Genomic DNA, 24,241 nt, shown 5'->3' on the forward strand with positions numbered 1-24,241 from the left:
TCGAGGTGCGCAGACAACCGACTCGACCAGTGTTTTCCCAGATGGTGAGACGGCGTGGTCCGGAGTTTGACTCGGAACCGAACACAGTCCTACCGTGAACGCGTGATGCAGAACGGGATCCTCGTAGTAATCGGCTGGCGCGTCTTCGCCTGACCGGTCACCTCGCAGACCCCAAACCGGCATCGACGCGCCACCCTCGAACAGCGGAAGCTGTCGGGGGTTTTTTCATGCCAGGTACTTCCATCACGGATATCGGATTCCACAACCAAGATGAGGATCGTGCAGTGAGCGCACCAACAGCACGCACCGACGCCGGCCGCAACGAGCCGACGCGCAACGCAGGACTGCGGCAGCAGTCTCCGGCGGCGGGCAACCTCCGTGCGGTAACCCAGCACACCGTTGCTCCCGAGCGTGTCAGCGGCGCCCAGTCTGTGGTTCGTTCCCTCGAGGAGCTCGGTGTCGAGGTCGTCTTCGGCATTCCGGGTGGCGCGGTGCTGCCGGTCTACGACCCACTGCTGGACTCGCAGAAGGTCCGCCACGTCCTCGTCCGTCACGAGCAGGGCGCAGGTCACGCCGCGACCGGGTACGCCCAGGTCGCCGGACGCGCCGGCGTCATGATGGCCACCTCCGGTCCCGGTGCCACCAACCTGGTGACCCCGCTGGCCGACGCCCAGATGGACTCGGTGCCGGTCGTCGCGATCACCGGCCAGGTCGGTCGCGCGCTCATCGGCACCGATGCGTTCCAGGAAGCCGACATCTCGGGTATCACGATGCCCGTCACCAAGCACAACTTCCTGGTCAGCCGGGCGATCGACATCCCGAAGACCATCGCCGAGGCGTTCCACATCGCCGAGAGCGGTCGTCCCGGCGCGGTCCTGGTCGACATCCCCAAAGACATCTTGCAGGCGCAGACCACGTTCTCCTGGCCGCCGCAGATCGACCTGCCCGGTTACCGCCCGGTGACCAAGCCGCACGGCAAGCAGGTTCGCGAGGCGGCGCGCATGATCAACGCCGCGAAGTCGCCGGTGCTCTACGTCGGCGGCGGTGTCATCAAGGCGAACGCGTCGGCCGAGCTGCTGGAACTGGCCGAGCTGACCGGCATCCCGGTGGTCACCACGCTGATGGCACGCGGCGCGTTCCCCGACAGCCACCAGCTGCACCTGGGCATGCCCGGCATGCACGGCACGGTGGCGGCGGTCGCGGGCCTGCAGCGCAGCGACCTGCTGATCACCCTCGGAGCACGCTTCGACGACCGGGTCACCGGACAGTTGTCATCGTTCGCGCCGAACGCCAAGGTCATCCATGCCGACATCGACCCCGCCGAGATCGGCAAGAACCGGCCCGTCGACGTGCCGATCGTCGGTGACTGCAAGGCGGTCATCGCCGAGCTCACCGAGGCGCTGCGCGAGGAGCGGGCGACCAGCGGCTCGACTCCCGACATCTCGCAGTGGTGGTCCTACCTCGACAAACTGCGTCGGACCTATCCGCTGAGCTACGACCGTCAGACCGACGGCTCGATGTCGCCGGAGTTCGTCATCCAGGCCCTCGGCAAGGCCGCCGGTCCGGACGCGGTGTACTGCGCAGGTGTCGGCCAGCACCAGATGTGGGCCGCACAGTTCATCTCCTACGAGAAGCCGCGCACCTGGCTCAACTCCGGTGGTCTGGGCACGATGGGCTACGCGGTGCCCGCCGCCATGGGCGCCAAGGCCGCCGACCCCGACGCCGAGGTCTGGGCGATCGACGGTGACGGCTGTTTTCAGATGACCAACCAGGAACTAGCCACCTGCGCGATCGAGGGCATCCCGATCAAGGTGGCGCTGATCAACAACGGCAACCTGGGCATGGTCCGTCAGTGGCAGACGCTGTTCTACGACGAGCGTTACTCGAACACCGATCTGTCGACGCACTCGCGGATGATCCCGGACTTCGTCAAGCTCTCGGAGGCGCTGGGCTGCGTGGCCTTCCGCGTCGAGCGCGAGGAGGACGTCGACGAGGTGATCGCGAAGGCGCGGGAGATCAACGACCGCCCGGTGGTCATCGACTTCATCGTCGGCAAGGACGCCCAGGTGTGGCCGATGGTCGCCGCCGGCACCGGCAACGACGAGATCATGGCCGCCCGCGACATCCGGCCGCTGTTCGACGACGACGAGTCGGCGTCGGGTCCGGTGGAGATCCACCAGGCGATGGATGGCCATCAAACGGTCGACAACGCGCCGGCCGATCGCGCAAACCAGAAGGACGAGCAGTGAGCACCACCCATACCCTCAGTGTCCTGGTCGAAGACCGACCCGGCGTCCTCGCGCGGATCTCGGCGCTGTTCTCGAGGCGCGGATTCAACATCGAGTCACTCGCCGTGGGCCCCACCGAGCTCAAGGGCATCTCGCGGATGACCATCATGGTCTCGGTGGAGGACTTCCCCCTCGAGCAGGTCACCAAGCAGCTCAACAAGTTGATCAACGTGATCAAGATCGTCGAGCAGGACCCGGCGAGCTCGGTCTCGCGCGAGCTGATGATGGTCAAGGTGCGGTCGGATTCGACGGTGCGCACCGAGGTCATCGAGGTGGTGAACCTGTTCCGCGCCAAGGTGATCGACGTCTCGCCCGAGTCGCTGACGATCGAGGCCACCGGCACGTCGGAAAAACTCGAAGCACTTCTGCGGATGCTCGATCCGTATGGAATCCGGGAGATCGCGCAATCGGGCGCGGTGACCCTCGGTCGGGGACCGAAGAGCATGTCGGCCAACCGCTGACAGAGAATCCCGCTGTCGTCGCGCTCATCTGAGCATCGGCGAGGAGCGACAAGGGAATTACGAATCCCGACGGATTCTTCAGAATCCGCCAGGGACACCACATATCGAAGGGAAACATAGTGGCCATCGAACTGTTCTACGACGACGACGCGGATCTGTCGATCATCCAGGGTCGCAAGGTCGCGGTGATCGGCTACGGCAGCCAGGGCCATGCGCATTCGCTGTCGCTGCGCGATTCCGGCGTCGACGTCGTGATCGGTCTGCGTGAGGGCTCCAAGTCGAAGGCCAAGGCCGAGGAGCAGGGCCTCAAGGTGCTCACCGCATCCGAGGCCGCCGCCTGGGCCGACGTCATCATGGTGCTGGCGCCCGACACCTCGCAGGCGAAGATCTTCACCGAGGACATCGAGCCGAACCTGCAGGACGGCAACGCGCTGTTCTTCGGCCACGGTCTCAACATCCACTTCGGCCTCATCAAGGCGCCGGAGAACGTGACCGTCGCGATGGTGGCCCCGAAGGGCCCCGGCCACCTCGTGCGCCGCCAGTTCGTCGACGGCAAGGGCGTTCCCGCGCTCATCGCCGTCCACCAGGACCCCAAGGGCGAGGGCCAGGCGCTTGCGCTGAGCTACGCCAGCGCCATCGGCGGTGGTCGTGCCGGAATCATCAAGACCACGTTCAAGGAAGAGACCGAGACCGACCTCTTCGGCGAGCAGGCGGTGCTGTGCGGCGGCACCGAGGAATTGGTCAAGACCGGCTTCGAGGTGATGGTCGAGGCGGGTTACGCCCCCGAGATGGCCTACTTCGAGGTGCTGCACGAGCTCAAGCTGATCGTCGACCTCATGTACGAGGGCGGCATCGCGCGCATGAACTACTCGGTCTCGGACACCGCCGAGTTCGGCGGTTACGTGTCGGGCCCGCGGGTCATCGACGCCGACACCAAGGAGCGCATGCGCGGCATCCTCACCGACATCCAGGACGGCACCTTCGTCAAGCGCCTCGTCGCCAACGTCGAGGGCGGCAACAAGGAGCTCGAGGGCCTGCGCAAGGAGAACGCCGAGCACCCGATCGAGGTCACCGGCAAGAAGCTGCGCGACCTGATGAGCTGGGTTGATCGTCCGATCACCGAGACCGCCTGAGTCGCAGCGGTTTGCGCTGAACGCAGCGCCGACAGCGGGTCCGCACCGATGTGGTGCGGACCCGCTTGCGTCGCCGCACACCCACCCCTTTTCGGTAAACCCACCGGGGTCGCGGGGTGAGGAAATACCGAAAAAGGGTGGGTTCGGCTCGACGGGTTTAGTGTCGACCTGGTGGACAGCCAAGGGATCGTTCTGCCGCCGCCGGTCTATGTCGACGTCGACGGGGAGCGTGTTGCGACATATGTTCTCGAGCCGGCGGGGCACACCGACATCGATGTGGTGATGTGCCACGGGACCCCGTGGTCGGCGTACGTGTGGGCCGGCGTGGCGCAACAGATCGGCCTCGGTCGCCGGGTCTTCCTGTGGGACATGCCTGGATACGGGCAGTCGATGGTCACGGACGCACCGGTGGATCTGGCGACCCAGATGTCGAGATTCGCTGTGCTGCAGTCACAGTGGGGTCTGACGCGGCCGCACGTGATCGCACATGACATCGGGGGCGCGGTGGCACTGGGCGCGCATCTGCTCCACGGTCGCGAGTACGCGTCGTTGTTCCTCTGGGACATCGTGACTCTCGATCCGTGGGGGTCGCCCTTCTTCCGACTGGTCGCCGACAACACCGAGGTCTTCGAGCAACTTCCCGACCCCTTGCACGCGGCGTTGGTGCGCGAGTACATCGCCGGTGCCGCGCGGCATCGCCTGACGGACTTTGACCTCGACGCGCTGACCCGTCCGTGGCTCGGCGGGGCCGGCAAAGCCGGGTTCTATCGTCAGATCGCGGCCTTGCGGCCGGAGCACACGAGACCTGTCGCGGAACGCCTGTCGGAGGTCCGGTGCCCGACGCGAATCGGCTGGGGCGCCGACGATCCGTGGATTCCCGTCGAGCAGGCCACGCAGCTACGAGACCTCCTGCCCGACCGCCGCGACCCCGTGATCCTCGACGGTGTCGGACATCTCGCACCTCTGGAAGCGACGGCAGCGGTCACCCGGGCGATCGAGGACTGGCTCGGGGTCACCCGGTGACCGAAGCCGGCTGACCACCCGGGTCGTGCTCGGCCCGAGCAGTCGTCCCGGCGCCTCACTGCGCACGTCACCCCGCACACGACGACGCCCCGGAGGGAAACCATCCGGGGCGTCGGTGGGGGTGGGACCCAGAGTCGTCAGGCGACCCGGAATCCCTTGTACGCGTCGAGCGAAGCGATCCGCTTCAGGATCGGCTGGATGTTGGTGCCGGTCTCGGGGCCGAGGCAACCGAGGAAGTAGTAGGCGTTCACCATGCCCACCAGCCGGTCGCCGACGACCACGGGGCTACCGGAGTCACCTTCGATGACGCACATCTGGCTGACGTGCACGTCGCCGTCGGAGAACCAGGCGATGCCGCAGGTGTTGCCGGTGGTCCGGCCTTCTTTGCAGGCGATGGTCGGGAAGGCGAGCGGCGCCTGGTCGACCGAGCGGATCGTCACGCCGCGGACCGTGCGCAGCGGCACGACTCGCGAGGCGTCGAGTTCGATGATCGCCATGTCGAGATCCGGCGCAGTGTAGGTGATGGTGCCTGCCTGGCCGCGGTCCTGGAACGTCTCGGAGTAGACCTTCTGGCCGGGAGTGCCACAGTGTCCCGCGGTGACGCCGATGAGCTTGTTGGTCTTCGAGCGGCCGATGGTGGTCAGGGTGCAGGCCGCGGCCGAGTTGCCGCCCTTGAGCACCAGGATCCCGGACCCGCCTCCCATGAAGATCTTCGCCGGTGCGGCGACCGCGACGCCCCCTCCCCAGCCGGCCAGCACCGTCGCAGCCAAAACCGCCAACAGTACTGTCAGCTTCTTCGTCATCCGCACTCCACTTCTCGGGTCAACCAGTTCTCGATCACGGGCATTGCCGCCCGTCGGGAACTTCGCGATGGGCGGCAAGCACACCGTACCGGGCGCCCCACGCGCGCACGGCGGCGTGGGATCGAGCCGCGGTCGGTTTGCAACAGTTCTGTGATGCGCCGCGCGAGTTTGCCGTAATGCGCGTCACACTCTACTCGTGCCGGGGGACAGGGCTCTCGTTTCGGGGTAGACCGCATGCTCGACGGCACCTACCACACCTTTAAGCTGTCGTACGGAGTCGTCACCGACACTCCATACCGACGTTCGTGAAACCGCACTCCCCGAACCTGGAGAAATGACTGTGAGCTCTGCTGGCCGCCCGGTTGTACTCATCGCCGACAAGCTGGCGCCGTCCACCGTGGAAGCACTCGGTGACGGTGTCGAGGTGCGATGGGTCGACGGCCCGGATCGTCCCAAGCTGCTCGAGGCGGTCGTCGACGCCGACGCCATCCTGGTCCGCTCCGCGACGACCGTGGACGCCGAGGTCCTCGACGCGGGCAAGAAGCTGAAGATCATCGCCCGGGCGGGTGTCGGTCTGGACAACGTCGACGTGCCTGCCGCGACCGAGCGCGGCGTCATGGTCGTCAACGCCCCGACCTCGAACATCCACACCGCGGCCGAACACGCCGTCGCGCTGCTGATGGCCGCGTCGCGCCAGATCCCGGCCGCGGACGCCACCTTGCGCGAGAAGACCTGGAAGCGTTCGTCGTTCAACGGCGTCGAGATCTTCGACAAGACGGTCGGTGTCGTCGGACTCGGCCGCATCGGCCAGCTGGTGGCCGCGCGGCTGGCCGCTTTCGAAACCCACATCATCGCCTACGACCCCTACGTGTCGCCGGCTCGTGCGGCCCAGCTCGGGATCGAGCTCGTCAGCCTCGACGAACTCCTCGAGCGCGCCGACTTCATCACCGTCCACCTGCCGAAGACCCCGGAGACCCTGGGCCTCATCGGCGCCGAGCAGCTCGCCCGGACCAAGAAGGGCGTCGTCATCGTCAACGCCGCCCGCGGTGGTCTCATCGACGAGCAGGCACTGGCCGACGCGATCAACTCCGGTCAGGTCCGCGCGGCCGGCCTGGACGTCTTCGCCACCGAGCCCTGCACCGACTCGCCGCTCTTCGAGCTGCCGCAGGTCGTCGTGACGCCCCACCTCGGCGCATCGACCAGCGAGGCGCAGGATCGCGCGGGCACCGACGTCGCCAAGAGCGTCCGGCTGGCGCTGGCCGGTCACTTCGTCCCCGACGCCGTCAACATCACCGGGGGCGCCGTCGACGAAGAGGTCGCACCGTGGCTCGAGGTCGCTCGCAAGGCGGGCGTGCTCGTCGGGGCCATCAGCAAGGAGCCGCCGACCTCCATCGTCGTCGACGTACGGGGTGAACTCGCCGCGAACAACGTCGACGTGCTCGGCCTGTCCGCGCTGCGCGGCCTGTTCTCCGCAGTGCTCGACGAGCCGGTCACCTTCGTCAACGCCCCCGCGGTCGCCGAGGGACGCGGCGTGACCAGCGAGGTCACCACCGCGCCGGAGAGTCCCAACCACCGCAGCGTGGTCGACGTGAAGGCCGTGTTCGCCGACGGCTCGACCCACAATGTCTCGGGCACCCTGTCGGGTCCGCGCCTGGTGGAGAAGATCGTCAACATCAACGGCCGCAACTTCGACCTGCGTGCCGAAGGGCACAACCTCATCGTCAGCTACGCCGACCAGCCGGGTTCCCTCGGCAAGATCGGAACGCTGCTCGGGAACGCCGGCATCGACATCCTGGCGGCCGGTTTGTCGCAGGACGCCGAGGGTGGCGGCGCGACCATGATGCTGCGCGTCAGCAGCGTCCTCGACGACGAGGTCGTCGCCGCGATCGGTGACGCGGTCAGCGCAACCCTCATCGAACAGGTCGACCTCGCATGAAACTCGCAGTCATCGCCGGCGACGGCATCGGTCCCGAGGTCATCGGCGAGGCGCTGGGCGTCCTCGACTCGGTCGTACCGTCGGTCAGCACCACCGAGTTCGACCTCGGCGCACGCCGCTACCACCGCAACGGCGAGCTGCTCACCGAGGACGACCTCGAGTCGCTTCGTCGTCACGACGCGATCCTGTTGGGCGCCATCGGCGATCCGTCCGTGCCTTCGGGCGTGCTGGAGCGCGGTCTGCTCCTGACGATGCGATTCGCACTCGACCACCACGTCAACCTGCGGCCGTCGCGCCGCTTCCCCGGTGTCTCCTCGCCCCTCGCGGGCGACCCCGACATCGACTTCGTGGTCGTGCGGGAGGGGACCGAGGGGCCCTACACCGGCAACGGTGGCGCCATCCGTGTCGGAACCCCGAACGAGGTCGCCACCGAGGTCAGCGTCAACACCCGATTCGGTGTGGAACGCGTCGTGCGCAACGCATTTCAGCGTGCCCAGCAGCGTCGCAAGAAGCTGACGCTGGTCCACAAGACCAACGTGTTGACCTTCGCCGGGTCGATGTGGAGTCGCGCGGTCGAGGAGGTGGGTGCCGAGTTCCCCGACGTCACCACCGACTACTGCCACGTGGACGCGGCGACCATCTACCTGGTCACCGACCCCGGCCGCTTCGACGTGATCGTCACCGACAACCTGTTCGGCGACATCATCACCGACATCGCCGCCGCGGTGAGCGGTGGTATCGGGCTGGCTGCGTCGGGCAACATCGACGCCACCGGCGTGAACCCGTCGATGTTCGAGCCGGTGCACGGCTCGGCACCCGACATCGCCGGGCAGGGCAAGGCCGATCCGACGGCCGCGATCCTGTCGGTCGCGCTCCTGCTCCAGCATCTCGGCGACGACGACGCCGCGGCCCGGATCGAGAAGGCCGTCGCCGACGACCTCGCCGAGCGCAGCGGTACGTTCAGCACCTCAGAGATCGGTGCGCGTATCCGCGAACGGCTGTAGTTCGCAGGCATATTCACCAGCAAGGGACGAACCCGCCACCAATTCGGTGGCGGGTTCGTCCGTTGGTGGTGGGTTCAGGCGTCGACCAGCTCATCGGGTTCTCGCATCCGGTCGCGCGGGACCAGGGGCGTCGAGACGAGCGGTGCCAGGGCGGTCGCGGCGAAGGCGATCGGGAAACCGACGGTCGCGATGAGTGCTCCGAGAAGCGGTGTGGTCGCCGCGGTCACCAGATACTGTCCGGTGTTCTGTACGGCGAGTCCGCGGCCGCTCCATTCCGGTCCGACGTACTCGGCGATGGCGGTGAACGCCAAGCCGTTGTCGGCCACCGAGATGACGCTCGCCACCGCCATGAGTGCGGGCGCGAGTGGGCTGTCGAACCAGTCGGCGATCGCGAGCGCGGACATGGCGGCGACACCGGCCACCGCGATCACGCGGACCGGTCGCATCCGCGACATCCAGGCGTCCGACCACCGTCCGGCGACGATCCGGCCCAGTGCACCGATGATCTGGGTCACGGTGATCAGGGTTCCGGCGCCGGCCGGTGACCACCCGTGCGCGACGATCAGCCAGGTCGGTACGAAGGTCCACAGCATGGACTGGGGGATGACCAGCAGCATGCTGACGATGTGGATGCGTGCGAGGAAAGAGTTGTCGCGGTAGGGATTCGTGCGCGGGGGAGGGTTGCCGACCGTCGACGCGGGAGCCGGCCGACGCGGCGGATCGGTGATGCCGACGACCACCGCGACGAGTCCTGCAGCAGTCACCACGGCTGGGATCGCCAGTGCCGCAGCGGGTCCCGAACTTGCCGCGACAACCGGCATGGTGAGAGCGCAGACGCCGATCCCCAGCGGTTGTGCCATCTGCCGGATGCCCATCGCAGTCCCACGCTGGTGTGCGGGAAACCAGCCGACGACGATGCGGCCGCTGGCCCCGTTCGCCGCACCCGAGCCGAGACCACCCACGAAGAGCGCGGCACCCACGACGGCATAGGACGCATCGGCTGACGCGGCGACGGCCGCCCCGGTCGCGCCGGCGAGCGAGATCGACAGCGACAGCAACAGGATCCGTCGTTCGCCGTAGCGGTCCAACAGGATTCCCCACGGGATCGTCGCCGCCATCAGTCCGACCGTCGGGATCGCGGCAAGCGCCGAGGCCTGGGTGAGGGTGAGTCCGGCGTCGGTGTGCAGCGTGGGGATCAGGTAGGCGACTCCGCTGACCACACAAGTCGTGGTGAGCGCGGCGAGCAGCGAGCACCCGAGGATGATCCACCTTCGGGCAGTGGTGATGTCGTCGACATCGGTCATGGTCTACTCACCTCGCTGTCTGTACGGACCCGGTGAACCGGGGTTGGATATCTCAATATATGAAACAGTGTGACCACATTGTAAAACCGGCACCGACGTCCGCCAATTCGTCTCCCAACGGGTGGGATCGGCGGTGCGATAGGGTCTGGACATGCGCTTAGGTCGAATTGCGAGTCCTGACGGCGTGGCCTTCGTGTCCGTCGAGGGCGACGGAGACGACGCCGTCGTCAAGGAGATCGCCGAACATCCCTTCGGTACGCCGACGTTCACCGGCCGGTCGTGGAAGCTGGCGGATGTCCGGGTGTTGGCGCCGATCCTCGCCAGCAAGGTGATCTGCATCGGCAAGAACTACGCCGCACACGCGGCGGAGATGGGCGGCGAGGCGCCGGCCGACCCGGTGATCTTCCTCAAGCCCAACACTTCGATCATCGGCCCCGAGGTGCCCATCGTGCGTCCGCCGTCGTCGCAACGGGTCGACTACGAGGGGGAGCTCGCGGCCGTCATCGGACGCCCGTGCAAGGACGTGAAGGCCGCGCAGGCCAAGGACGTGATCCTCGGATACACGGTCGCCAACGACGTGACCGCCCGCGACCACCAGCAGGCCGACGGTCAGTGGACCCGCGGCAAGGGGTACGACACCTTCTGTCCGCTCGGCCCGTGGATCGACACCTCGCTCGATCCGTCGGACGTCGAACTCGTGACGGAGCTCGACGGCGAGGTCAAGCAGCGGACCCGGACATCGCTGATGCTCCACGACGTCGGTGAGATCGTCGAGTGGATCTCGCGCGTGATGACCCTGCTGCCCGGCGACGTGATCCTCACGGGCACCCCGGAAGGGGTCGGGCCCATGGTCGCCGGTCAACGTATCTCGGTGACCGTCGACGGTATCGGTACGCTCTCCAACCCGGTGGTGGACAAGTGACAGCTCCCAGCACGGCCCGTGTCAACGGGATCGACATCTCCTACAGCCTCGCCGGGTCGGGCCCGCTCGTGGTCATGGTCATGGGAACCGGAAGTCCCGGCCGCGTCTGGAAGGCGCATCAGGAACCCGCGCTGGTGAAAGCCGGCTTCACCGTCGTGACGTTCGACAACCGCGGAGTCGCACCGTCGTCGGAGTGCGCCGAGGGTTTCACGCTCGACGACATGGTCGCCGACACCGCGGCTCTGATCGAGCACCTCGGCCGCGGTCCGGCGATCGTGATCGGCACCTCGTTGGGTGCCCGGATCACCCAGGAGCTGGCGCTGGCCCGCCCCGACGTGGTCAAGGCGGCGGTGATGGTTGCGACGTACGGCCGCAACACCCCACTGCAGGAAGCGATCTCGGCCGGTGAGCGGGCCCTCTACGACAACAAGATCAAGCTGCCACCGGAGTACGAGGCCGCCATCACCGCGCATCTCAACCTGTCGCCGCACACGCTCGACGACGACCGCACCGCGCGAGACTGGCTCGACATCATCGGGTTCTCCCCGCAGACGATCACCCCGGGCGTCCGCGCACAGCTCGAACTCCACAACAAGGAGTCCAACCGTCTCGCGGCGTACCGCGGCATCACCCGGCCCGCGCTGGTCGTCGGATTCGCCGACGACCGGACCCTGCCGGCGAAGCTGGCGCGCGAAGTCGCCGAGGCCATTCCAGGCGCGGGGTACGTCGAGATCGAGCGGGCCGGTCATTTCGGTTATCTCGAACAGCCGGCCGAGGTGAACCGGGTCCTGGTGGAGTTCTGCGAGCGCCACCGGGCCTGACGGCGGGCGTGCGGGGGCGGCGGTCGGCTTCGATACGCTGAGCCTCATGACCAGTAGTGAGGCCGTTCGCGTCCGATTCTGTCCATCCCCGACCGGCACTCCCCACGTGGGACTCGTGCGGACCGCGCTGTTCAATTTCGCGCAGGCCCGGCACGACGGTGGCACCTTCGTCTTCCGCATCGAGGACACCGACTCGTCGCGAGACAGCGAAGAATCCTACGAGGCCATCCTCGACGCCTTGCGCTGGCTCGGTCTCGACTGGGACGAGGGGCCGGAGGTGGGCGGACCCTACGGTCCCTACCGGCAGTCCGAGCGGCGGGAACTCCATGCCGACGTCGTCGCCCGCCTTCTCGAGGCCGGCGAGGCCTACGAGGCGTTCTCGACCCCGGAAGAGGTGGAGGCCCGGCACCGCGCCGCCGGACGCGACCCGAAGCTCGGGTACGACAACTTCGATCGTGACCTGACGCCCGAGCAACGTGCGGCCTACCTCGCCGAAGGACGTAAACCCGTTGTCCGCCTGCGGATGCCGGACACCGACCTCACCTGGGACGACCTCGTGCGCGGCACGACGACGATCAAGGCGGGTACCGTTCCCGACTTCGCGCTGACCCGTGCGACCGGCGATCCGCTCTACACGCTGGTCAACCCGGTCGACGACGCGATGATGAAGATCACCCATGTGCTGCGCGGCGAGGATCTCCTGTCGTCGACTCCGCGGCAGCTCGCGCTGTACGACGCGCTGATCCGAATCGGCGTCGCCGACGCCGTGCCGGCCTTCGGGCACCTGCCCTTCGTGATGGGTGAGGGCAACAAGAAGCTCTCCAAGCGCGACCCCCAGTCGAACCTCTTCCACCATCGCGACCGCGGTTTCATCCCCGAGGGTCTGCTCAACTACCTCGCGCTGCTCGGCTGGGGTTACAAGAGTGATGTCGACGTCTTCAGCCTGGCCGAGATGATCGCGGCTTTCGATGTGCGACAGGTCAACTCGAACCCCGCACGGTTCGATCAGAAGAAGGCCGACGCCATCAACGCCGAGCACATCCGGATGCTCGAGGTCGCCGACTTCACGGCGCGGCTGCGGTCGTATCTCGTCGCGCAGGGCAAGCTCCCCGAGAGCGCCGACGACGAGACCTTCGCGGCTCTGGCCGAACTCGTGCAGACGCGTATCCAGGTCCTCGGCGACGCGTGGGACCTCATCTCCTTCGCCTACGTCTCCGACGACGAGTTCACGATCGACGAGAAGGCGGCGAGCAAGAACCTGGGCGCCGACGCGGTGCCGGTCCTGGACGCCACCATCGCCGCGGTCGAGTCGCTGGACTCCTTCACCACCGCCGCACTGCAGGACGCACTGAATGCTGCGCTGGTGGACGATCTGGGGCTCAAACCGCGCAAGGCGTTCGGTCCCGTACGCGTGGCGGTGACCGGCTCCCAGGTCAGTCCGCCGCTCTTCGAATCGATGGAGATCCTGGGTCGCGACAAGACGCTCGCGCGGCTGGCCTCGGCACGGGAGATCGCAGCCAAATAGTGCCGCTGAGCTGCACGTTTGTGGACTTACGGTAACCCTTTGATACTCTCTTTCTCGGCAGTTTTCCGCAAGGAGAACCAAGCCAATGGGGTATGGTGTAATTGGCAACACAGCGGTTTCTGGTACCGCCATTCTAGGTTCGAGTCCTGGTACCCCAGCGGACAGAAAGAGATCGAGACCGTGCTAAGGTCTTGATCGCCGGAAGTTCCCATGGCCCCGTCGTCTAGCGGCCTAGGACGCCGCCCTCTCAAGGCGGTAGCGCGGGTTCGAATCCCGTCGGGGCTACGAGAAACACCCTTCCTCTGCGATGCAGGGGGAGGGTGTTTTTCATTGCGCGACAGACCATCTCGTCCGTGTTGCGATGATCACACCGAAACACGGACGAGGGTCGGAAGGTGTCGCGCCGGGACTGCGGTCAGAGGAATTCGGCGGTGGTGCCCGAGGCCGGCATCTCGGGGATGCCGAGCTTGCGGTGGTCCCAGGAACGGGTGCGGGACGGACGGATCCGGACGGCGACGCGCTTGTTCATCATCTGCTCGACGAATGGTCGCGATTCTTCGGTGTAGGGCGCTGTGTAGCGTTCCCAGACGCTGATGCCGACCTTCAGGCACGAGTCCGGGTCGTCGAGGATCTCGGCAGTGCCCTCGAAGGTGACGCCGCGCAGCGTGTCGTAGGTGTCACCGTCCTCGATCATCACCGAGCACCGGTTGTTGCGACGGATGTTGACCGCCTTCTGCGACTTGGATTTGGTCTCGAACCAGATTTCGCCGTCGATGATCCCGTACCACATCGCCACGAGGTGGATGCTCCCGTCCGCTCCGGTGGTGGCGAGGGTCGCGGTCCGGCTGCGCGCCACGAACTCCGCGATCTCGGCCTCGGACATGACGATCTGATTGCGTTGGTTGACTCCCATTCCCCGACGCTAGCCCACCGGCGGGTCCATCGGAACCGCTCCGGGTGCAACGGCTCTGGGTCAGGGACGTGCGGCCTGGAGGCGTTTGTGGATGGCGTCGGCGGCGGCGAGCAGATCGGCGGCCCAGCGTGCACCGGGTCGTCGGCCCATCCGGTCGATCGGCCCGGACACCGAGATCGCGGCGACCACGTCACCGTTGCCGTCGCGCACGGGAGCCGACACACTCGCGACTCCGGCGGCGCGTTCACCGGCACTCTGGGCCCACCCGCGCCGGCGGATCTCGTGCAGTGCGCGCTCGCTGAAGACGCTGTCCGGCACGAGCGCGCGCTGGGTGGCAGGGTCGGCCCAGGCGAGGAGGACTTTCGCCGCGGACCCTGCGCTCATGGGGAAGCGGGTGCCCACCGGCACGGTGTCACGCAGGCCGGTCGGTGGTTCCATCGCGGCGACGCAGACGCGTTCGGCCCCTTCGCGGCGATAGACCTGAACCGATTCGCCGGTGATGTCGCGGAGCCGGGGGAGGACCATGAGAGCGGACTCGGTGACGGGATCGTGTGCCGAGGAGGCGAGTTCGCCGAGGACGGGGCCGGGCTGCCAGCGGCCGGTGACATCCCTGGTCAGAAAGCGGTGCGTCTCGAGTCCGACGGCGAGTCGATGTGCCGTCGCCCGGGGCAGACCGGTGCGCTCGCAGAGCTCGGAGAGATTGCACGGCGCCTCGGCGATCGCGTGCAGCACCGCCACGGACTTGTCGAGCACTCCGATTCCGCTGCTGACCGCGGATGCGGTATCCTTTCCCATAGGACGATACTAGCTGTCCAAATAGTGAGATGCACGTTCGAAACACAGCCAGAACGTCAACACCGCGTGCAGAGTCCGAAGAACCCGAGCAGATAACGAGTGAAGCCATGAGCAACAGCCCAGCCCAGCCGCTGACTCTCGCCGAGAAGGTGTGGCGCGACCATGTCGTCGTCCCCGGTGACGTCGATGCGTCCGGCAACACCAATCCCGACTTGATCTACATCGACCTCCACCTCGTCCACGAGGTCACCAGTCCCCAGGCCTTCGAGGGCCTGCGCCTCGCCGGTCGTCCGGTCCGCCGACCGGATCTGACCATCGCGACCGAGGACCACAACGTCCCGACGGTGGACATCGACAAGCCCATCGCCGATCCCGTGTCGCGGACCCAGGTCGACACGCTGCGCAGCAACTGCGAGGAATTCGGCGTCCGCCTTCACCCCATGGGTGACGCCGAGCAGGGCATCGTCCACGTGGTCGGGCCGCAGCTGGGCCTGACCCAACCCGGCATGACCGTCGTGTGCGGTGACAGCCACACCTCCACACACGGTGCCTTCGGAGCGATCGCGATGGGTATCGGTACCAGTGAGGTCGAGCACGTCCTGGCGACGCAGACCCTCTCGCTGCGCCCGTTCAAGACGATGGCGATCAACGTCGACGGCGAGCTCCCGCCCGGCGTGACGAGCAAGGACCTGATCCTCGCGATCATCGCGAAGATCGGCACCGGCGGCGGGCAGGGTTACGTGCTGGAGTACCGCGGGGAGGCGATCCGCAAGCTCTCCATGGAAGCGCGGATGACGGTGTGCAACATGTCGATCGAGGCAGGCGCCCGGGCGGGGATGATCGCACCCGACGAGGTCACCTACGAGTTCCTCAAGGGCCGCCCGCATGCCCCCTCGGGTGCCGATTGGGATGCTGCCGTTGACTATTGGGACAGTCTGCGCACCGATCCCGGCGCCACCTTCGACGCCGAGGTGCACATCGACGCCGCCTCGCTGACCCCGTTCGTCACGTGGGGGACCAATCCGGGACAGGGTGCCCCGCTCGGCGCGGCGGTACCCGACCCGGCGGAGTACGGCGACGAGGTCAAGGCGAGTGCCGCGGCCAAGGCGCTCGAGTACATGGGCCTCGAGCCCGGAACGCCGCTGCGCGACATCAAGGTCGACACGGTCTTCGTCGGCTCCTGCACGAACGGCCGGATCGAGGACCTGCGCGAGGTCGCCGGCATCCTCAAGGGGCGCAAGGTCGCGGACGGGATGCGGATGCTCATCGTGCCCGGTTCGATGCGGGTGCGTGCACAGGCCGAGGACGAGGGACTCGGAGAGATCTTCCTCGCGGCCGGCGCCGAGTGGCGGCAGGCCGGGTGCTCGATGTGCCTGGGCATGAACCCGGACCAGCTCGCCCCGGGGGAGCGGTGTGCGTCGACCTCCAACCGCAATTTCGAAGGGCGCCAGGGCAAGGGTGGCCGAACGCACCTCGTGTCTCCGGGAGTGGCAGCGGCCACCGCGCTGCGCGGCACCTTGTCCGCGCCCGCCGATCTGGACTCGCAGCCGGCGCCCGCCGATCTCGGTTGAGTCACGGTCCGACCCACATTCCTGCCACATCATTCGAACAGGGGCTTTCTCATGGAACCGTTCACCGAACACACCGGAATCGGTGTCCCGCTGCGTCGCAGCAACGTCGACACCGACCAGATCATCCCGGCCGTCTATCTGAAGCGGGTGACGCGCACCGGCTTTGAGGACGGTCTGTTCGCCGGTTGGCGGACCGATCCCGATTTCATCCTCAACAACGAGCCCTGGAGCCGCGGGTCGGTCCTGGTTGCCGGTCCCGACTTCGGCACCGGGTCGTCGCGTGAGCACGCGGTCTGGGCGCTGTCCGATTTCGGCTTCCGCGTGGTGATCTCGTCGCGTTTCGCCGACATCTTCCGCGGCAACTCGGGCAAGGCGGGTCTGGTGGCCGCGCAGGTCGAGCAGTCCGACGTCGAACTGCTGTGGAAGCGCCTCGAGGAGACTCCGGGCCTCGAAGTGACGGTGAGTCTTGTCGATAAGACGGTCACCGCCGGAGACCTCGTGGTGCCGTTGGCAATTGATGACTACACGCGGTGGCGCCTGATGGAGGGTCTCGATGACATCGGACTCACGTTGCGCCAGGTAGAGGCGATTTCCGAGTACGAGTCGGCGCGTCCGGCATTCAAGCCGCGCACCCTCGCGGACTGATTTCGCACCGCCGCGGCGGGGTCATCTCGCCGCGGCGGCACCATCGTGAGCTGCCATGCCATTTCGCAACACGGCGTCCTAATTGGCGTGGAAGATGGACGTTTTCACATCCGACGTTTACCGTGTGTTGGTAGCTGGCCGAAACTCGGTCAGATCAGCTTGCGGAGGTACTCATGAACAAGGCGGAGCTCATTGATGAGCTGACCAAGAAGCTCGACGCGGATCGCAAGACTGCGACTGAAGCCGTCGAGCTCGTCGTCGACACGATCGTGCGCGCGGTCAACAAGGGCGAGAGCGTGACGATCACCGGCTTCGGCGTATTCGAGAAGCGGAAGCGCGCACCGCGCGTCGCCCGTAACCCGCGCACCGGCGAGACCGTCAAGGTCCGCGCGACCTCGGTGCCGGCGTTCCGTCCGGGCGCTCAGTTCAAAGCCGTTGTGGCGGGCAAGCAGAAGCTGTCCGCGACCGGTCCGGCTGTGAAGCGCGGAAGCGGAGCCACCACCACGGCAGCCAAGAAGGCTGCGCCGGCGAAGAAGACCGCCGCCAAGAAGACGACCGCCGCCGCCAAGAAGACCACGGCGGCCAAGAAGGCTCCGGCGAAGACCACGGCGGCCAAGAAGACCACCGCGGCGAAGAAGGCTCCGGCGAAGACCACGGCGGCCAAGAAGACCACCGCGGCGAAGAAGGCTCCGGCCAAGAAGGCGGCGCCGGCCAAGAAGGCCACCGCGGCGAAGAAGGCTCCGGCCAAGAAGGCTGCCGCGAAGAAGACCGCGGCGAAGAAGACCACCCGTCGCTGACCTGCGGGACAACCGCGGTCGACGACCACAATTCAGCCCCCGGCGTACTTCCCCCGCCGGGGGCTGAATCGTGTTCGGGGTCAACCTGAGGGGGCGCGGGACTCAGGCTGTCGGGAGCGGCCCGGCGATGTGATCGGCCGCCACCAGCCGGCCGTCGAACAGGGACAGAACCCACACACTGCCCTTGCGGTTGGAGGCCTTGGGAAGCGGGATCGAGTCGCGCTCGGACCACCAGTCCATGAGGGGCGGGATCACCTTGCCCTGACTGCAGACCGCCAGGGTCGACGTCGTGTCGGCGGCGAGTTCGAGGATCCGGCGTTGCGCCGCTGCCGGATTGGTCCGATACGTCTCCTCCGACAGATCCGGCTCGCTGTGCAACTCGACCCCCAGCCGGTCGCGTAGCGGTTCCAGGGTCTGCTCACAGCGGACGCGATCGGCCGAGTGCACCCGGCTCGCCCCGAACGCGATCAGCAATGGGGCGAGGGCGGCGGCTTGCGCCCGGCCGAGTTTGTCGAGGGGCCGCAACCGGTCGTCGCCCTTGTAGGTCGAGCGCCGACCGGCCTTGGCGTGCCGTACCAACAGGAACGTGTGCAGGTCCGCGGGTAGCCGCACGAACTCCTCGAGGATCGTGCGATCGAGCGGATAGCTCAACATCTCCCGGGCCTCGTCGACGGAGAGCCACCGCAGCTCGTCGACCTCGTGCCCGGCGACGAACTCTCCGTCGGACGCTCGCGCCGACCAGTAGCGCACATGCTTGCGGGTACTGCCGAGGTCGTAGTGGACGTCGTCCAGGTGCCGGCCGAGGACGACGTGTTGGCCCGTCTCCTCGGCGATCTCGCGCACCGCCGTGTCGATGAGAGTCTCGCCCGGCTCGGCCTTTCCCTTGGGCAGCGTCCAGTCGTCGTACTTGGGGCGGTGGACGACCGCGATCTCGACATCGTCGATCTCGGCGGCATCGTTCCCGGTCGGACCGGGGACAACCGGTCGCCAGACCACACCGCCGGCGGCCCATACCTCATTCGTCTTCTTCGCCATGTCGATGGTGATCGTAGAGGTCGAAGGTTACGCGTCGGTGCCGGTCACGAACTGGTCTCCGGCCGACGACGATTGCGCCGCATCATCTGTCGCTGATGGTCGCGCACCTCTTCGCCCTCGGCGGGTGAGGCCACCCAGCTCCCGTCGGACTGCAGGACCCAGCAGCGGGTCCGCGGATCGAGGGCGGAGGCGAAGATGTCACCGAGTTCACCGGCCAGACGCTCGTCACGGACGTTCACCATGACCTCCACGCGCCGATCGAGATTGCGGTGCATCATGTCCGCGCTGCCGAACCAGTACTCGTTCTGCGCACCGAAATACAGGATTCGGGAGTGCTCGAGGAACTGCCCCAGGATCGACCGCACGTGGATGTTGTCGCTGTAACCCTCGACCCCGGGCCGCAGCGCGCTGATGCCACGGACGACGACGTCGACGGGTACCCCGCTCTGCGAGGCCCGGTACAGCGCATCGATCACCTGCTCGTCGACCAGTGCATTCGCCTTGAGCTGGATTCTCGCGCGCGTGTCGCCGTCGCGGAACAGCTCGATCTCGCGATGGATCCGTTTGATGATGCCCGCCCGGATGCCGTGCGGCGCAACGAGGATGTTGCGGTACTCCTGCTTGCGGGAGTAGCCGGTCAAGGTGTTGAACAGGTCGGTCAGGTCGGCGCCGATGTCGGGGGCGGCGGTCAGCAGGCCCACGTCCTCGTAGAGCCGCGCGGTCTTCGGGTTGTAGTTGCCGGTCCCGATGTGGCAGTACCGCTTGATCGTCGAGCCCTCGCGACGCACCACCAGGCAGGTCTTGCAGTGGGTCTTCAAACCGACGAGGCCGTAGACGACGTGGACGCCGGCCTGTTCCAGTTTGCGGGCCCACTTGATGTTCGCCTGCTCGTCGAAGCGGGCCTTGATCTCCACCAGCGCGACGACCTGCTTCCCGGCCTCGGCGGCGTCGATGAGCGCGTTGACGATCGGGGAGTCGCCGGAGGTGCGGTACAGCGTCTGCTTGATGGCCAGGACCTGCGGGTCGGCCGCGGCCTGCTCGATGAACCGCTGCACGCTCGTCGAGAACGAGTCGTACGGATGGTGGACGAGTACGTCACCGTCGCGAAGAGTAGAGAACACGCTCTTGGGTGTCTCTCGCTCGCCGAACGCGGGGTGGGTGGCGGGGACGAACGGACGGTCCTTGAGATGCGGGCGGTCGAGCGCGTAGATCTCGAAAAGTGATGACAGATCGAGGAGTCCGGGCACCTGGATGACGTCGGCGGGGTCCACCTCGAGCTCGCGCAGCAACAACTCGAGCATGTGCTCGCTCATGTCGTCGGCGACCTCGAGCCGCACCGGCGAGCCGAACCGACGGCGCGCGAGTTCTCGCTCGAGCGCCTGGAGGAGGTCCTCGTCGCGGTCCTCTTCGACCTCGAAGTCGGCGTTGCGGGTGATCCGGAAGACGTGGTGCTCAACGATTTCCATACCCGGGAACAACGTCCCGAGGTTGGCCGCGATCAGACTCTCCAACGGTAGGAACACCGCGCTCCTGGCGGCCTTGTCGTCGTCGGACGCCCGAGCGGGCGACAGCCGGTCGACGCGGATGAAGCGGTTCACGTTGTCCGGTACCTTGACCCGCGCGAAGTGCTCGCCGCTCTCGTTGACGTCGCGGACCGTGACCGCGAGGTTCAGCGACAACCCGCTGATGTACGGGAACGGATGAGCGGGGTCGACCGCCAGGGGCGTCAGGACCGGAAATACCTCGTCCTGGAAATAATCGGTCATCCGCGCCTGCTGCTCGGCGGTGAGCTGCGACCAGGACACCACGTAGATGTCGTTGTCGGCCAACGCCGGTCGGACCGAATCGAGGAAGACGCGCGCGTGCCGGTCGGCGACGGTCTGCGCGCGTCCGGCGATGCGCATGAGTTGTTCTCGCGGCGACAGGCCGTCGGCGGACCGGACCGACAGGCCGGTCTCGTCGCGCCGCTTGAGTCCGGCCACCCGCACCATGAAGAACTCGTCGAGGTTCGAGGCGAAGATGGCGAGGAACTTCGCACGATCGAGGAGCGGCAGGGAGATGTCCTCGGCGAGCGCGAGCACCCGGGAGTTGAAGTCCAGCCAGCTCAATTCCCGGTTGAGGTAACGGTCCTCGGGCAGGTCGGCGGATTCGTCGGGCACCAGGGTGGCGGCCGGCGGGGCATGCGGGATCGGTGTCGTGGTGACCGTGGCGGTCTGCGATACGTCATCGTCGGCGGGGCTCACCCCCCAATGATGACCCATCGCCGTCCCCGGCGTACACGCCCGCCGGTCGGACGCTTGTCGATTGCGGGTCGGGGTCAGAGATGACGCAGCGCAGCGACGGTGTGCGGTCCGAGGCCGAGCTCGCGGGCGACGCCCAGGTCCGCCGCGGTGTCGACGTCGGTGCGCAGGTCGGCCCACTCCCGGCCGGCCGGGTCGAGTTCGACGGCGCCGGCGGCCCGGTGGGCGGCCGCCGAACCGGGACCGAAACGGGGAGCGGGGACGCCGGTACCGGTGCCGTGCAGCAGCACCGTCCCGGATCCGTCCCGGTCGGTGACGAAGCTCGAGCGGTGTTCACCGGCGGCGCGCAACACGGCGGCGACGGACGTGCTCGTCGCCGCCGGCAGATCGGCCTGCACGTACATCAGGCCCGTCGACTCGGGCCACGCCTCGCGCGCCCAGCGCGCACCCTCGACGAACGCGGAGTTGAGACCGGCGTCCGCGGGTGCCCGGTGCGGCGACTCGCTCAGGCCGCGCATGCCCGAGCGCCGCGCCGCGGCGAGCACCTCGTCGTCGGGGCTGACGACGACGAGCCGAGAGATCCCGGCGCTGCGCAAGGCGTCGACGGTGTCGAGGAACATCGCCAGGACGAGGGAACCCCGGGCGACGGGGTCGTCACCCTCGAATGCGGTGGACAGCGTCGCCGCCAGTCGTGACTTCGCGCGGTGCAGATTCTTGACCGCCAGCACGGCCGCGACCGACGTCGCGACGGGCTCGTTGCCCCCCGCGTCGACGACCGTCGAGTCGGCGCCCGCGCCGACGGTGCTGTGTTCCATGCCGACCATCATGATGCACCGACCTCTGGTCGGTGACATTCCGGGTCGGCCATACCCGGCAGGCACTAGGGTGAGCAGGGTCGGCCGTCCGGCCGGCGCCGGCGGTGGGAATACGGAATTGGGCTTGCCCGGTGGGAGGTTGCGGTGCGCGCAGCGGTGATGGGTGCGGGTTCCTGGGGAACCTCGGTGGCGAAGGTGCTGGTCGATGCCGGTACCGACACCGTGATCTGGGCGCGGCGACCCGAACTCGCCGAGGCGATCAACACCGAGCACGTCAACGCCGACTATCTACCCGGCATCGCGCTGCCCGCCGCGCTCACCGCGACGAGTTCGGCGGTCGATGCCCTGCTCGGCGCCGACGTCGTCGTCTGCGGTGTCCCGTCGCAGTCGTTGCGCCCCAACCTGACGCAGTGGACGCCCTACATCGGGTCGGATGCGTCGTTGGTGTCGCTCGCCAAGGGCATCGAATCCAACACCCTGCTGCGGATGAGTGAGGTCATCGCCGAGGTGACCGGTGTCGCCGACGACCGGATCGCGGTGCTGACCGGGCCGAACCTGGCACGCGAGATCGCGGAGGGTCAACCGGCGGCGACCGTGATCGCCTGTGCCGACGAGGCGCGGGCGGTGACGCTGCAGAGCGCGTTCAGTACGCGATACTTCCGGCCGTACACCAACACCGACGTCGTCGGATGTGAGATCGGCGGCTCTGCGAAGAACGTCATCGCGCTGGCCTGCGGGATGGCCAGCGGCATCGGGTTCGGTCAGAACACCCTGGCGACGATCATCACTCGTGGGCTCGCCGAGACGATCCGGTTGGGCGTCGCGGTGGGCGCGCAGATCGAGACGCTGGCGGGTCTCGCCGGGATCGGGGATCTCGTCGCGACGTGTTCGTCGCCGTTGTCGCGCAACCGCACGTTCGGCGCGCGGCTGGGGGAGGGTGCCACCATGGCGCAGGCTCAGGAGGCCACCAACGGGCAGGTCGCCGAGGGCGTCAAGTCGTGCTCGTCGGTGCGTGCACTGGCCGAGCGACACCAGGTGCCGATGCCGCTCACCGACGCGGTCCACCAGGTCTGTCACGACGGCATGTCGGTGGCCGACGCGGTCAATTCGCTGCTGGGCCGCAGCACCAAGCCGGAGATCTACCGGGACTGAGCGCCCGCCGCCGATCAGCCGAAGTCGAGCGGTCCCCGTTCGAGGGTGCGGTCGATCAGTCCCGAGATGTCGGTGATGGGTCCGTTGCCGGCGTTCGTCGGAATCCACATCGCGACATAGGGCCGGTGGTCGACGCACACATAGGCCTGGCCCGAGCCGTCGACCGTGTCCGTGATGAACCACTGGACCCCGGCCTGGCCGGCGGCGTGGATCTCCTGGAGATTGCTGGTGGGAGACAGCTCGGCAGGTCGGGTCACCCCGCACCGAAGTGTCATGTCGTCGCCCGGGCCGGTCGACGGCCACGTCGCGCGGTCGCCGGAGACCTCTTTGGTACCGAAACCCTCGAAGGTGTCCGGTGCTTCGGTGAGCAAGCGGGTGCACTCCGCGGCGACCGGGCCGACGGAGTCGTAGGACTCGATCGGGGTCACCGGATCGGGGCGCATCGCGGCGAACACGATGAAGCCGGCGAGCACCATCACCGGAATGGCTACCAGGGTCGCGACGAGTGCGGGGCTGAGACGTCCGCCGCCGCCATACCGCGCGGAGTCCTCGGCGGATTCGCCGTCGACGGGATCCTGCTGGGTGTCATCCGAACCTGCTGACGTCACCCCACAACAGTAGGAGTCGGTCTGCCGAACCCGCGCACGGGGACCCGTCACGATCACCCGTCGTCGGCGGCCGGCCGACGCCCCTCAGCGCGTCGTGGGGACCACCGGGCAGGTCAGGGTGCGGGTGATCCCGTCCACCTTCTGGATCTGCGGAACCACGTTCTCGGTCAGGTGGGTGGCATCGGACGCGTCGACCCGGACGATCACGTCGTACGGCCCACTGACCTCTTCCGACGAGGCGACCCCGGCGATCTCGGCGATGGTCGCAGCTGCGAGGGCGGCCCTGCCGACCTCGGTCTGGATCAGTATGTATGCCTGAACCACGGACATCCTCTCCGTCTGTGTCGTACCCGGGCCACATCGTATGGGGCACATCGTCGACACGGGCTGTCGTACCGGCGGCTCGGCGCATGCGCGGTCGCCGGGCAGTGCACGACTGCCGCGGGCGGC

At 67.4% G+C, this 24,241-nt stretch carries 22 protein-coding genes and 2 tRNA genes; 15 read left to right on the plus strand and 9 right to left on the minus strand.

Annotation, left to right across the window (positions count from 1 at the left end):
* The first annotated feature begins 284 nt into the window (after positions 1–284).
* From JW364_RS05160 to JW364_RS05175, 4 genes are all read left to right on the plus strand, one after another.
* On the plus strand, positions 285–2,249 hold the full coding sequence (locus JW364_RS05160) for an acetolactate synthase large subunit (RefSeq protein ID WP_165629829.1): 1,965 nt from the start codon (positions 285–287) through the stop codon (positions 2,247–2,249).
* Entirely contained in the window at positions 2,246–2,749 is a 504-nt protein-coding gene (gene ilvN, locus JW364_RS05165; RefSeq protein WP_058252141.1) for an acetolactate synthase small subunit, read from the plus strand. Before JW364_RS05160 ends, ilvN begins: the two co-directional genes overlap by 4 nt.
* 119 nt (positions 2,750–2,868) lie before the next feature.
* Positions 2,869–3,882 carry a ketol-acid reductoisomerase gene (gene ilvC, locus JW364_RS05170; RefSeq protein ID WP_058252140.1) on the plus strand — a complete coding sequence of 338 codons (1,014 nt, stop codon included), beginning with the start codon at positions 2,869–2,871 and terminating at the stop codon, positions 3,880–3,882.
* Between the two features lie 171 nt (positions 3,883–4,053).
* Positions 4,054–4,905, plus strand: a complete 852-nt coding sequence (locus JW364_RS05175; RefSeq protein ID WP_205333481.1) for an alpha/beta fold hydrolase — start codon at positions 4,054–4,056, stop codon at positions 4,903–4,905.
* Positions 4,906–5,042: 137 nt separating this feature from the next.
* Here JW364_RS05175 and JW364_RS05180 read toward each other — a convergent pair whose 3' ends face one another.
* Positions 5,043–5,708 (minus strand): trypsin-like peptidase domain-containing protein, encoded by a 666-nt coding sequence (locus tag JW364_RS05180; protein ID WP_058252132.1) that lies wholly within the window; start codon positions 5,706–5,708, stop codon positions 5,043–5,045.
* 340 nt (positions 5,709–6,048) lie between these two features.
* Here JW364_RS05180 and serA point away from each other — a divergent pair, with 340 nt between their 5' ends.
* Entirely contained in the window at positions 6,049–7,644 is a 1,596-nt protein-coding gene (gene serA, locus JW364_RS05185; protein ID WP_058252194.1) for a phosphoglycerate dehydrogenase, read from the plus strand.
* Positions 7,641–8,648 (plus strand): 3-isopropylmalate dehydrogenase, encoded by a 1,008-nt coding sequence (locus tag JW364_RS05190; protein WP_058252131.1) that lies wholly within the window; start codon positions 7,641–7,643, stop codon positions 8,646–8,648. The genes serA and JW364_RS05190 overlap by 4 nt, the downstream gene beginning before the upstream one ends.
* A gap of 74 nt (positions 8,649–8,722) precedes the next feature.
* Here JW364_RS05190 and JW364_RS05195 read toward each other — a convergent pair whose 3' ends face one another.
* Positions 8,723–9,952: an MFS transporter gene (locus tag JW364_RS05195; RefSeq protein WP_058252130.1), complete on the minus strand. Its 1,230-nt coding sequence runs from the start codon at positions 9,950–9,952 to the stop codon at positions 8,723–8,725.
* Positions 9,953–10,103: 151 nt separating this feature from the next.
* Between JW364_RS05195 and JW364_RS05200 the strand changes: the two genes are divergently transcribed.
* From JW364_RS05200 to JW364_RS05220, 5 genes are all read left to right on the plus strand, one after another.
* Entirely contained in the window at positions 10,104–10,874 is a 771-nt protein-coding gene (locus tag JW364_RS05200) for a fumarylacetoacetate hydrolase family protein (protein ID WP_058252129.1), read from the plus strand.
* On the plus strand, positions 10,871–11,695 hold the full coding sequence (locus JW364_RS05205) for an alpha/beta fold hydrolase (protein ID WP_058252128.1): 825 nt from the start codon (positions 10,871–10,873) through the stop codon (positions 11,693–11,695). Before JW364_RS05200 ends, JW364_RS05205 begins: the two co-directional genes overlap by 4 nt.
* A 46-nt stretch (positions 11,696–11,741) precedes the next feature.
* Positions 11,742–13,220: a glutamate--tRNA ligase gene (gltX, locus tag JW364_RS05210; RefSeq protein ID WP_068970241.1), complete on the plus strand. Its 1,479-nt coding sequence runs from the start codon at positions 11,742–11,744 to the stop codon at positions 13,218–13,220.
* Between the two features lie 86 nt (positions 13,221–13,306).
* Positions 13,307–13,378: transfer RNA gene (locus tag JW364_RS05215), tRNA-Gln, on the plus strand.
* Between the two features lie 54 nt (positions 13,379–13,432).
* Positions 13,433–13,505: transfer RNA gene (locus JW364_RS05220), tRNA-Glu, on the plus strand.
* Between the two features lie 130 nt (positions 13,506–13,635).
* Here the strand turns inward: JW364_RS05220 and JW364_RS05225 are convergent.
* Both JW364_RS05225 and JW364_RS05230 read right to left on the minus strand, forming a co-directional pair.
* Positions 13,636–14,133 (minus strand): PPOX class F420-dependent oxidoreductase, encoded by a 498-nt coding sequence (locus JW364_RS05225; protein WP_058252126.1) that lies wholly within the window; start codon positions 14,131–14,133, stop codon positions 13,636–13,638.
* 60 nt (positions 14,134–14,193) lie between these two features.
* A complete protein-coding gene (locus JW364_RS05230) occupies positions 14,194–14,928 on the minus strand; it encodes an IclR family transcriptional regulator (RefSeq protein ID WP_058252125.1) in 735 nt (244 codons plus the stop codon).
* A gap of 107 nt (positions 14,929–15,035) precedes the next feature.
* Between JW364_RS05230 and leuC the strand changes: the two genes are divergently transcribed.
* From leuC to JW364_RS05245, 3 genes are all read left to right on the plus strand, one after another.
* Positions 15,036–16,499: a 3-isopropylmalate dehydratase large subunit gene (gene leuC / locus JW364_RS05235; RefSeq protein WP_065632713.1), complete on the plus strand. Its 1,464-nt coding sequence runs from the start codon at positions 15,036–15,038 to the stop codon at positions 16,497–16,499.
* A 51-nt stretch (positions 16,500–16,550) separates the two neighbouring features.
* Positions 16,551–17,144 carry a 3-isopropylmalate dehydratase small subunit gene (gene leuD, locus JW364_RS05240; protein WP_065632714.1) on the plus strand — a complete coding sequence of 198 codons (594 nt, stop codon included), beginning with the start codon at positions 16,551–16,553 and terminating at the stop codon, positions 17,142–17,144.
* 173 nt (positions 17,145–17,317) lie between these two features.
* Entirely contained in the window at positions 17,318–17,941 is a 624-nt protein-coding gene (locus JW364_RS05245) for an HU family DNA-binding protein (RefSeq protein WP_137808993.1), read from the plus strand.
* A gap of 102 nt (positions 17,942–18,043) precedes the next feature.
* Here the strand turns inward: JW364_RS05245 and JW364_RS05250 are convergent, their stop codons facing one another.
* The 3 genes from JW364_RS05250 to cofC form a co-directional block, all read right to left on the minus strand.
* Positions 18,044–18,976 (minus strand): NUDIX hydrolase, encoded by a 933-nt coding sequence (locus tag JW364_RS05250; protein ID WP_065632716.1) that lies wholly within the window; start codon positions 18,974–18,976, stop codon positions 18,044–18,046.
* A gap of 44 nt (positions 18,977–19,020) precedes the next feature.
* Positions 19,021–21,219, minus strand: coding sequence for an RNA degradosome polyphosphate kinase (locus JW364_RS05255; protein WP_205333482.1), 2,199 nt, complete (start codon positions 21,217–21,219; stop codon positions 19,021–19,023).
* A 74-nt stretch (positions 21,220–21,293) separates the two neighbouring features.
* Positions 21,294–22,031: a 2-phospho-L-lactate guanylyltransferase gene (gene cofC / locus JW364_RS05260; RefSeq protein WP_240198668.1), complete on the minus strand. Its 738-nt coding sequence runs from the start codon at positions 22,029–22,031 to the stop codon at positions 21,294–21,296.
* 144 nt (positions 22,032–22,175) lie between these two features.
* On the opposite strand from cofC, the gene JW364_RS05265 reads away from it, so the two are divergent.
* Positions 22,176–23,183 carry an NAD(P)H-dependent glycerol-3-phosphate dehydrogenase gene (locus JW364_RS05265; protein ID WP_058252120.1) on the plus strand — a complete coding sequence of 336 codons (1,008 nt, stop codon included), beginning with the start codon at positions 22,176–22,178 and terminating at the stop codon, positions 23,181–23,183.
* Positions 23,184–23,197: 14 nt separating this feature from the next.
* Here the strand turns inward: JW364_RS05265 and JW364_RS05270 are convergent, their stop codons facing one another.
* Together JW364_RS05270 and JW364_RS05275 are read right to left on the minus strand one after the other, a co-directional pair.
* Positions 23,198–23,791, minus strand: coding sequence for a DUF3515 domain-containing protein (locus JW364_RS05270; RefSeq protein ID WP_068970242.1), 594 nt, complete (start codon positions 23,789–23,791; stop codon positions 23,198–23,200).
* An 84-nt stretch (positions 23,792–23,875) separates the two neighbouring features.
* Positions 23,876–24,121 (minus strand): Lrp/AsnC ligand binding domain-containing protein, encoded by a 246-nt coding sequence (locus JW364_RS05275; protein ID WP_058252118.1) that lies wholly within the window; start codon positions 24,119–24,121, stop codon positions 23,876–23,878.
* Positions 24,122–24,241 lie beyond the last annotated feature (120 nt).

The organism is Gordonia sp. BP-119, from assembly GCF_016924115.1.
Lineage (GTDB): Bacteria > Actinomycetota > Actinomycetes > Mycobacteriales > Mycobacteriaceae > Gordonia > Gordonia hongkongensis.

Coding starts and splice junctions, on each gene's coding strand:
- JW364_RS05245 (WP_137808993.1), top strand. CDS start 17,318: ATGAACAAGGCGGAGCTCATTGATGAGCTGACCAAGAAGCTCGACGCG.
- JW364_RS05250 (WP_065632716.1), bottom strand. CDS start 18,976: ATGGCGAAGAAGACGAATGAGGTATGGGCCGCCGGCGGTGTGGTCTGG.
- leuD (WP_065632714.1), top strand. CDS start 16,551: ATGGAACCGTTCACCGAACACACCGGAATCGGTGTCCCGCTGCGTCGC.
- JW364_RS05225 (WP_058252126.1), bottom strand. CDS start 14,133: ATGGGAGTCAACCAACGCAATCAGATCGTCATGTCCGAGGCCGAGATC.
- JW364_RS05200 (WP_058252129.1), top strand. CDS start 10,104: ATGCGCTTAGGTCGAATTGCGAGTCCTGACGGCGTGGCCTTCGTGTCC.
- JW364_RS05180 (WP_058252132.1), bottom strand. CDS start 5,708: ATGACGAAGAAGCTGACAGTACTGTTGGCGGTTTTGGCTGCGACGGTG.
- cofC (WP_240198668.1), bottom strand. CDS start 22,031: ATGGAACACAGCACCGTCGGCGCGGGCGCCGACTCGACGGTCGTCGAC.
- JW364_RS05275 (WP_058252118.1), bottom strand. CDS start 24,121: ATGTCCGTGGTTCAGGCATACATACTGATCCAGACCGAGGTCGGCAGG.
- JW364_RS05230 (WP_058252125.1), bottom strand. CDS start 14,928: ATGGGAAAGGATACCGCATCCGCGGTCAGCAGCGGAATCGGAGTGCTC.
- JW364_RS05190 (WP_058252131.1), top strand. CDS start 7,641: ATGAAACTCGCAGTCATCGCCGGCGACGGCATCGGTCCCGAGGTCATC.
- JW364_RS05195 (WP_058252130.1), bottom strand. CDS start 9,952: ATGACCGATGTCGACGACATCACCACTGCCCGAAGGTGGATCATCCTC.
- gltX (WP_068970241.1), top strand. CDS start 11,742: ATGACCAGTAGTGAGGCCGTTCGCGTCCGATTCTGTCCATCCCCGACC.
- leuC (WP_065632713.1), top strand. CDS start 15,036: ATGAGCAACAGCCCAGCCCAGCCGCTGACTCTCGCCGAGAAGGTGTGG.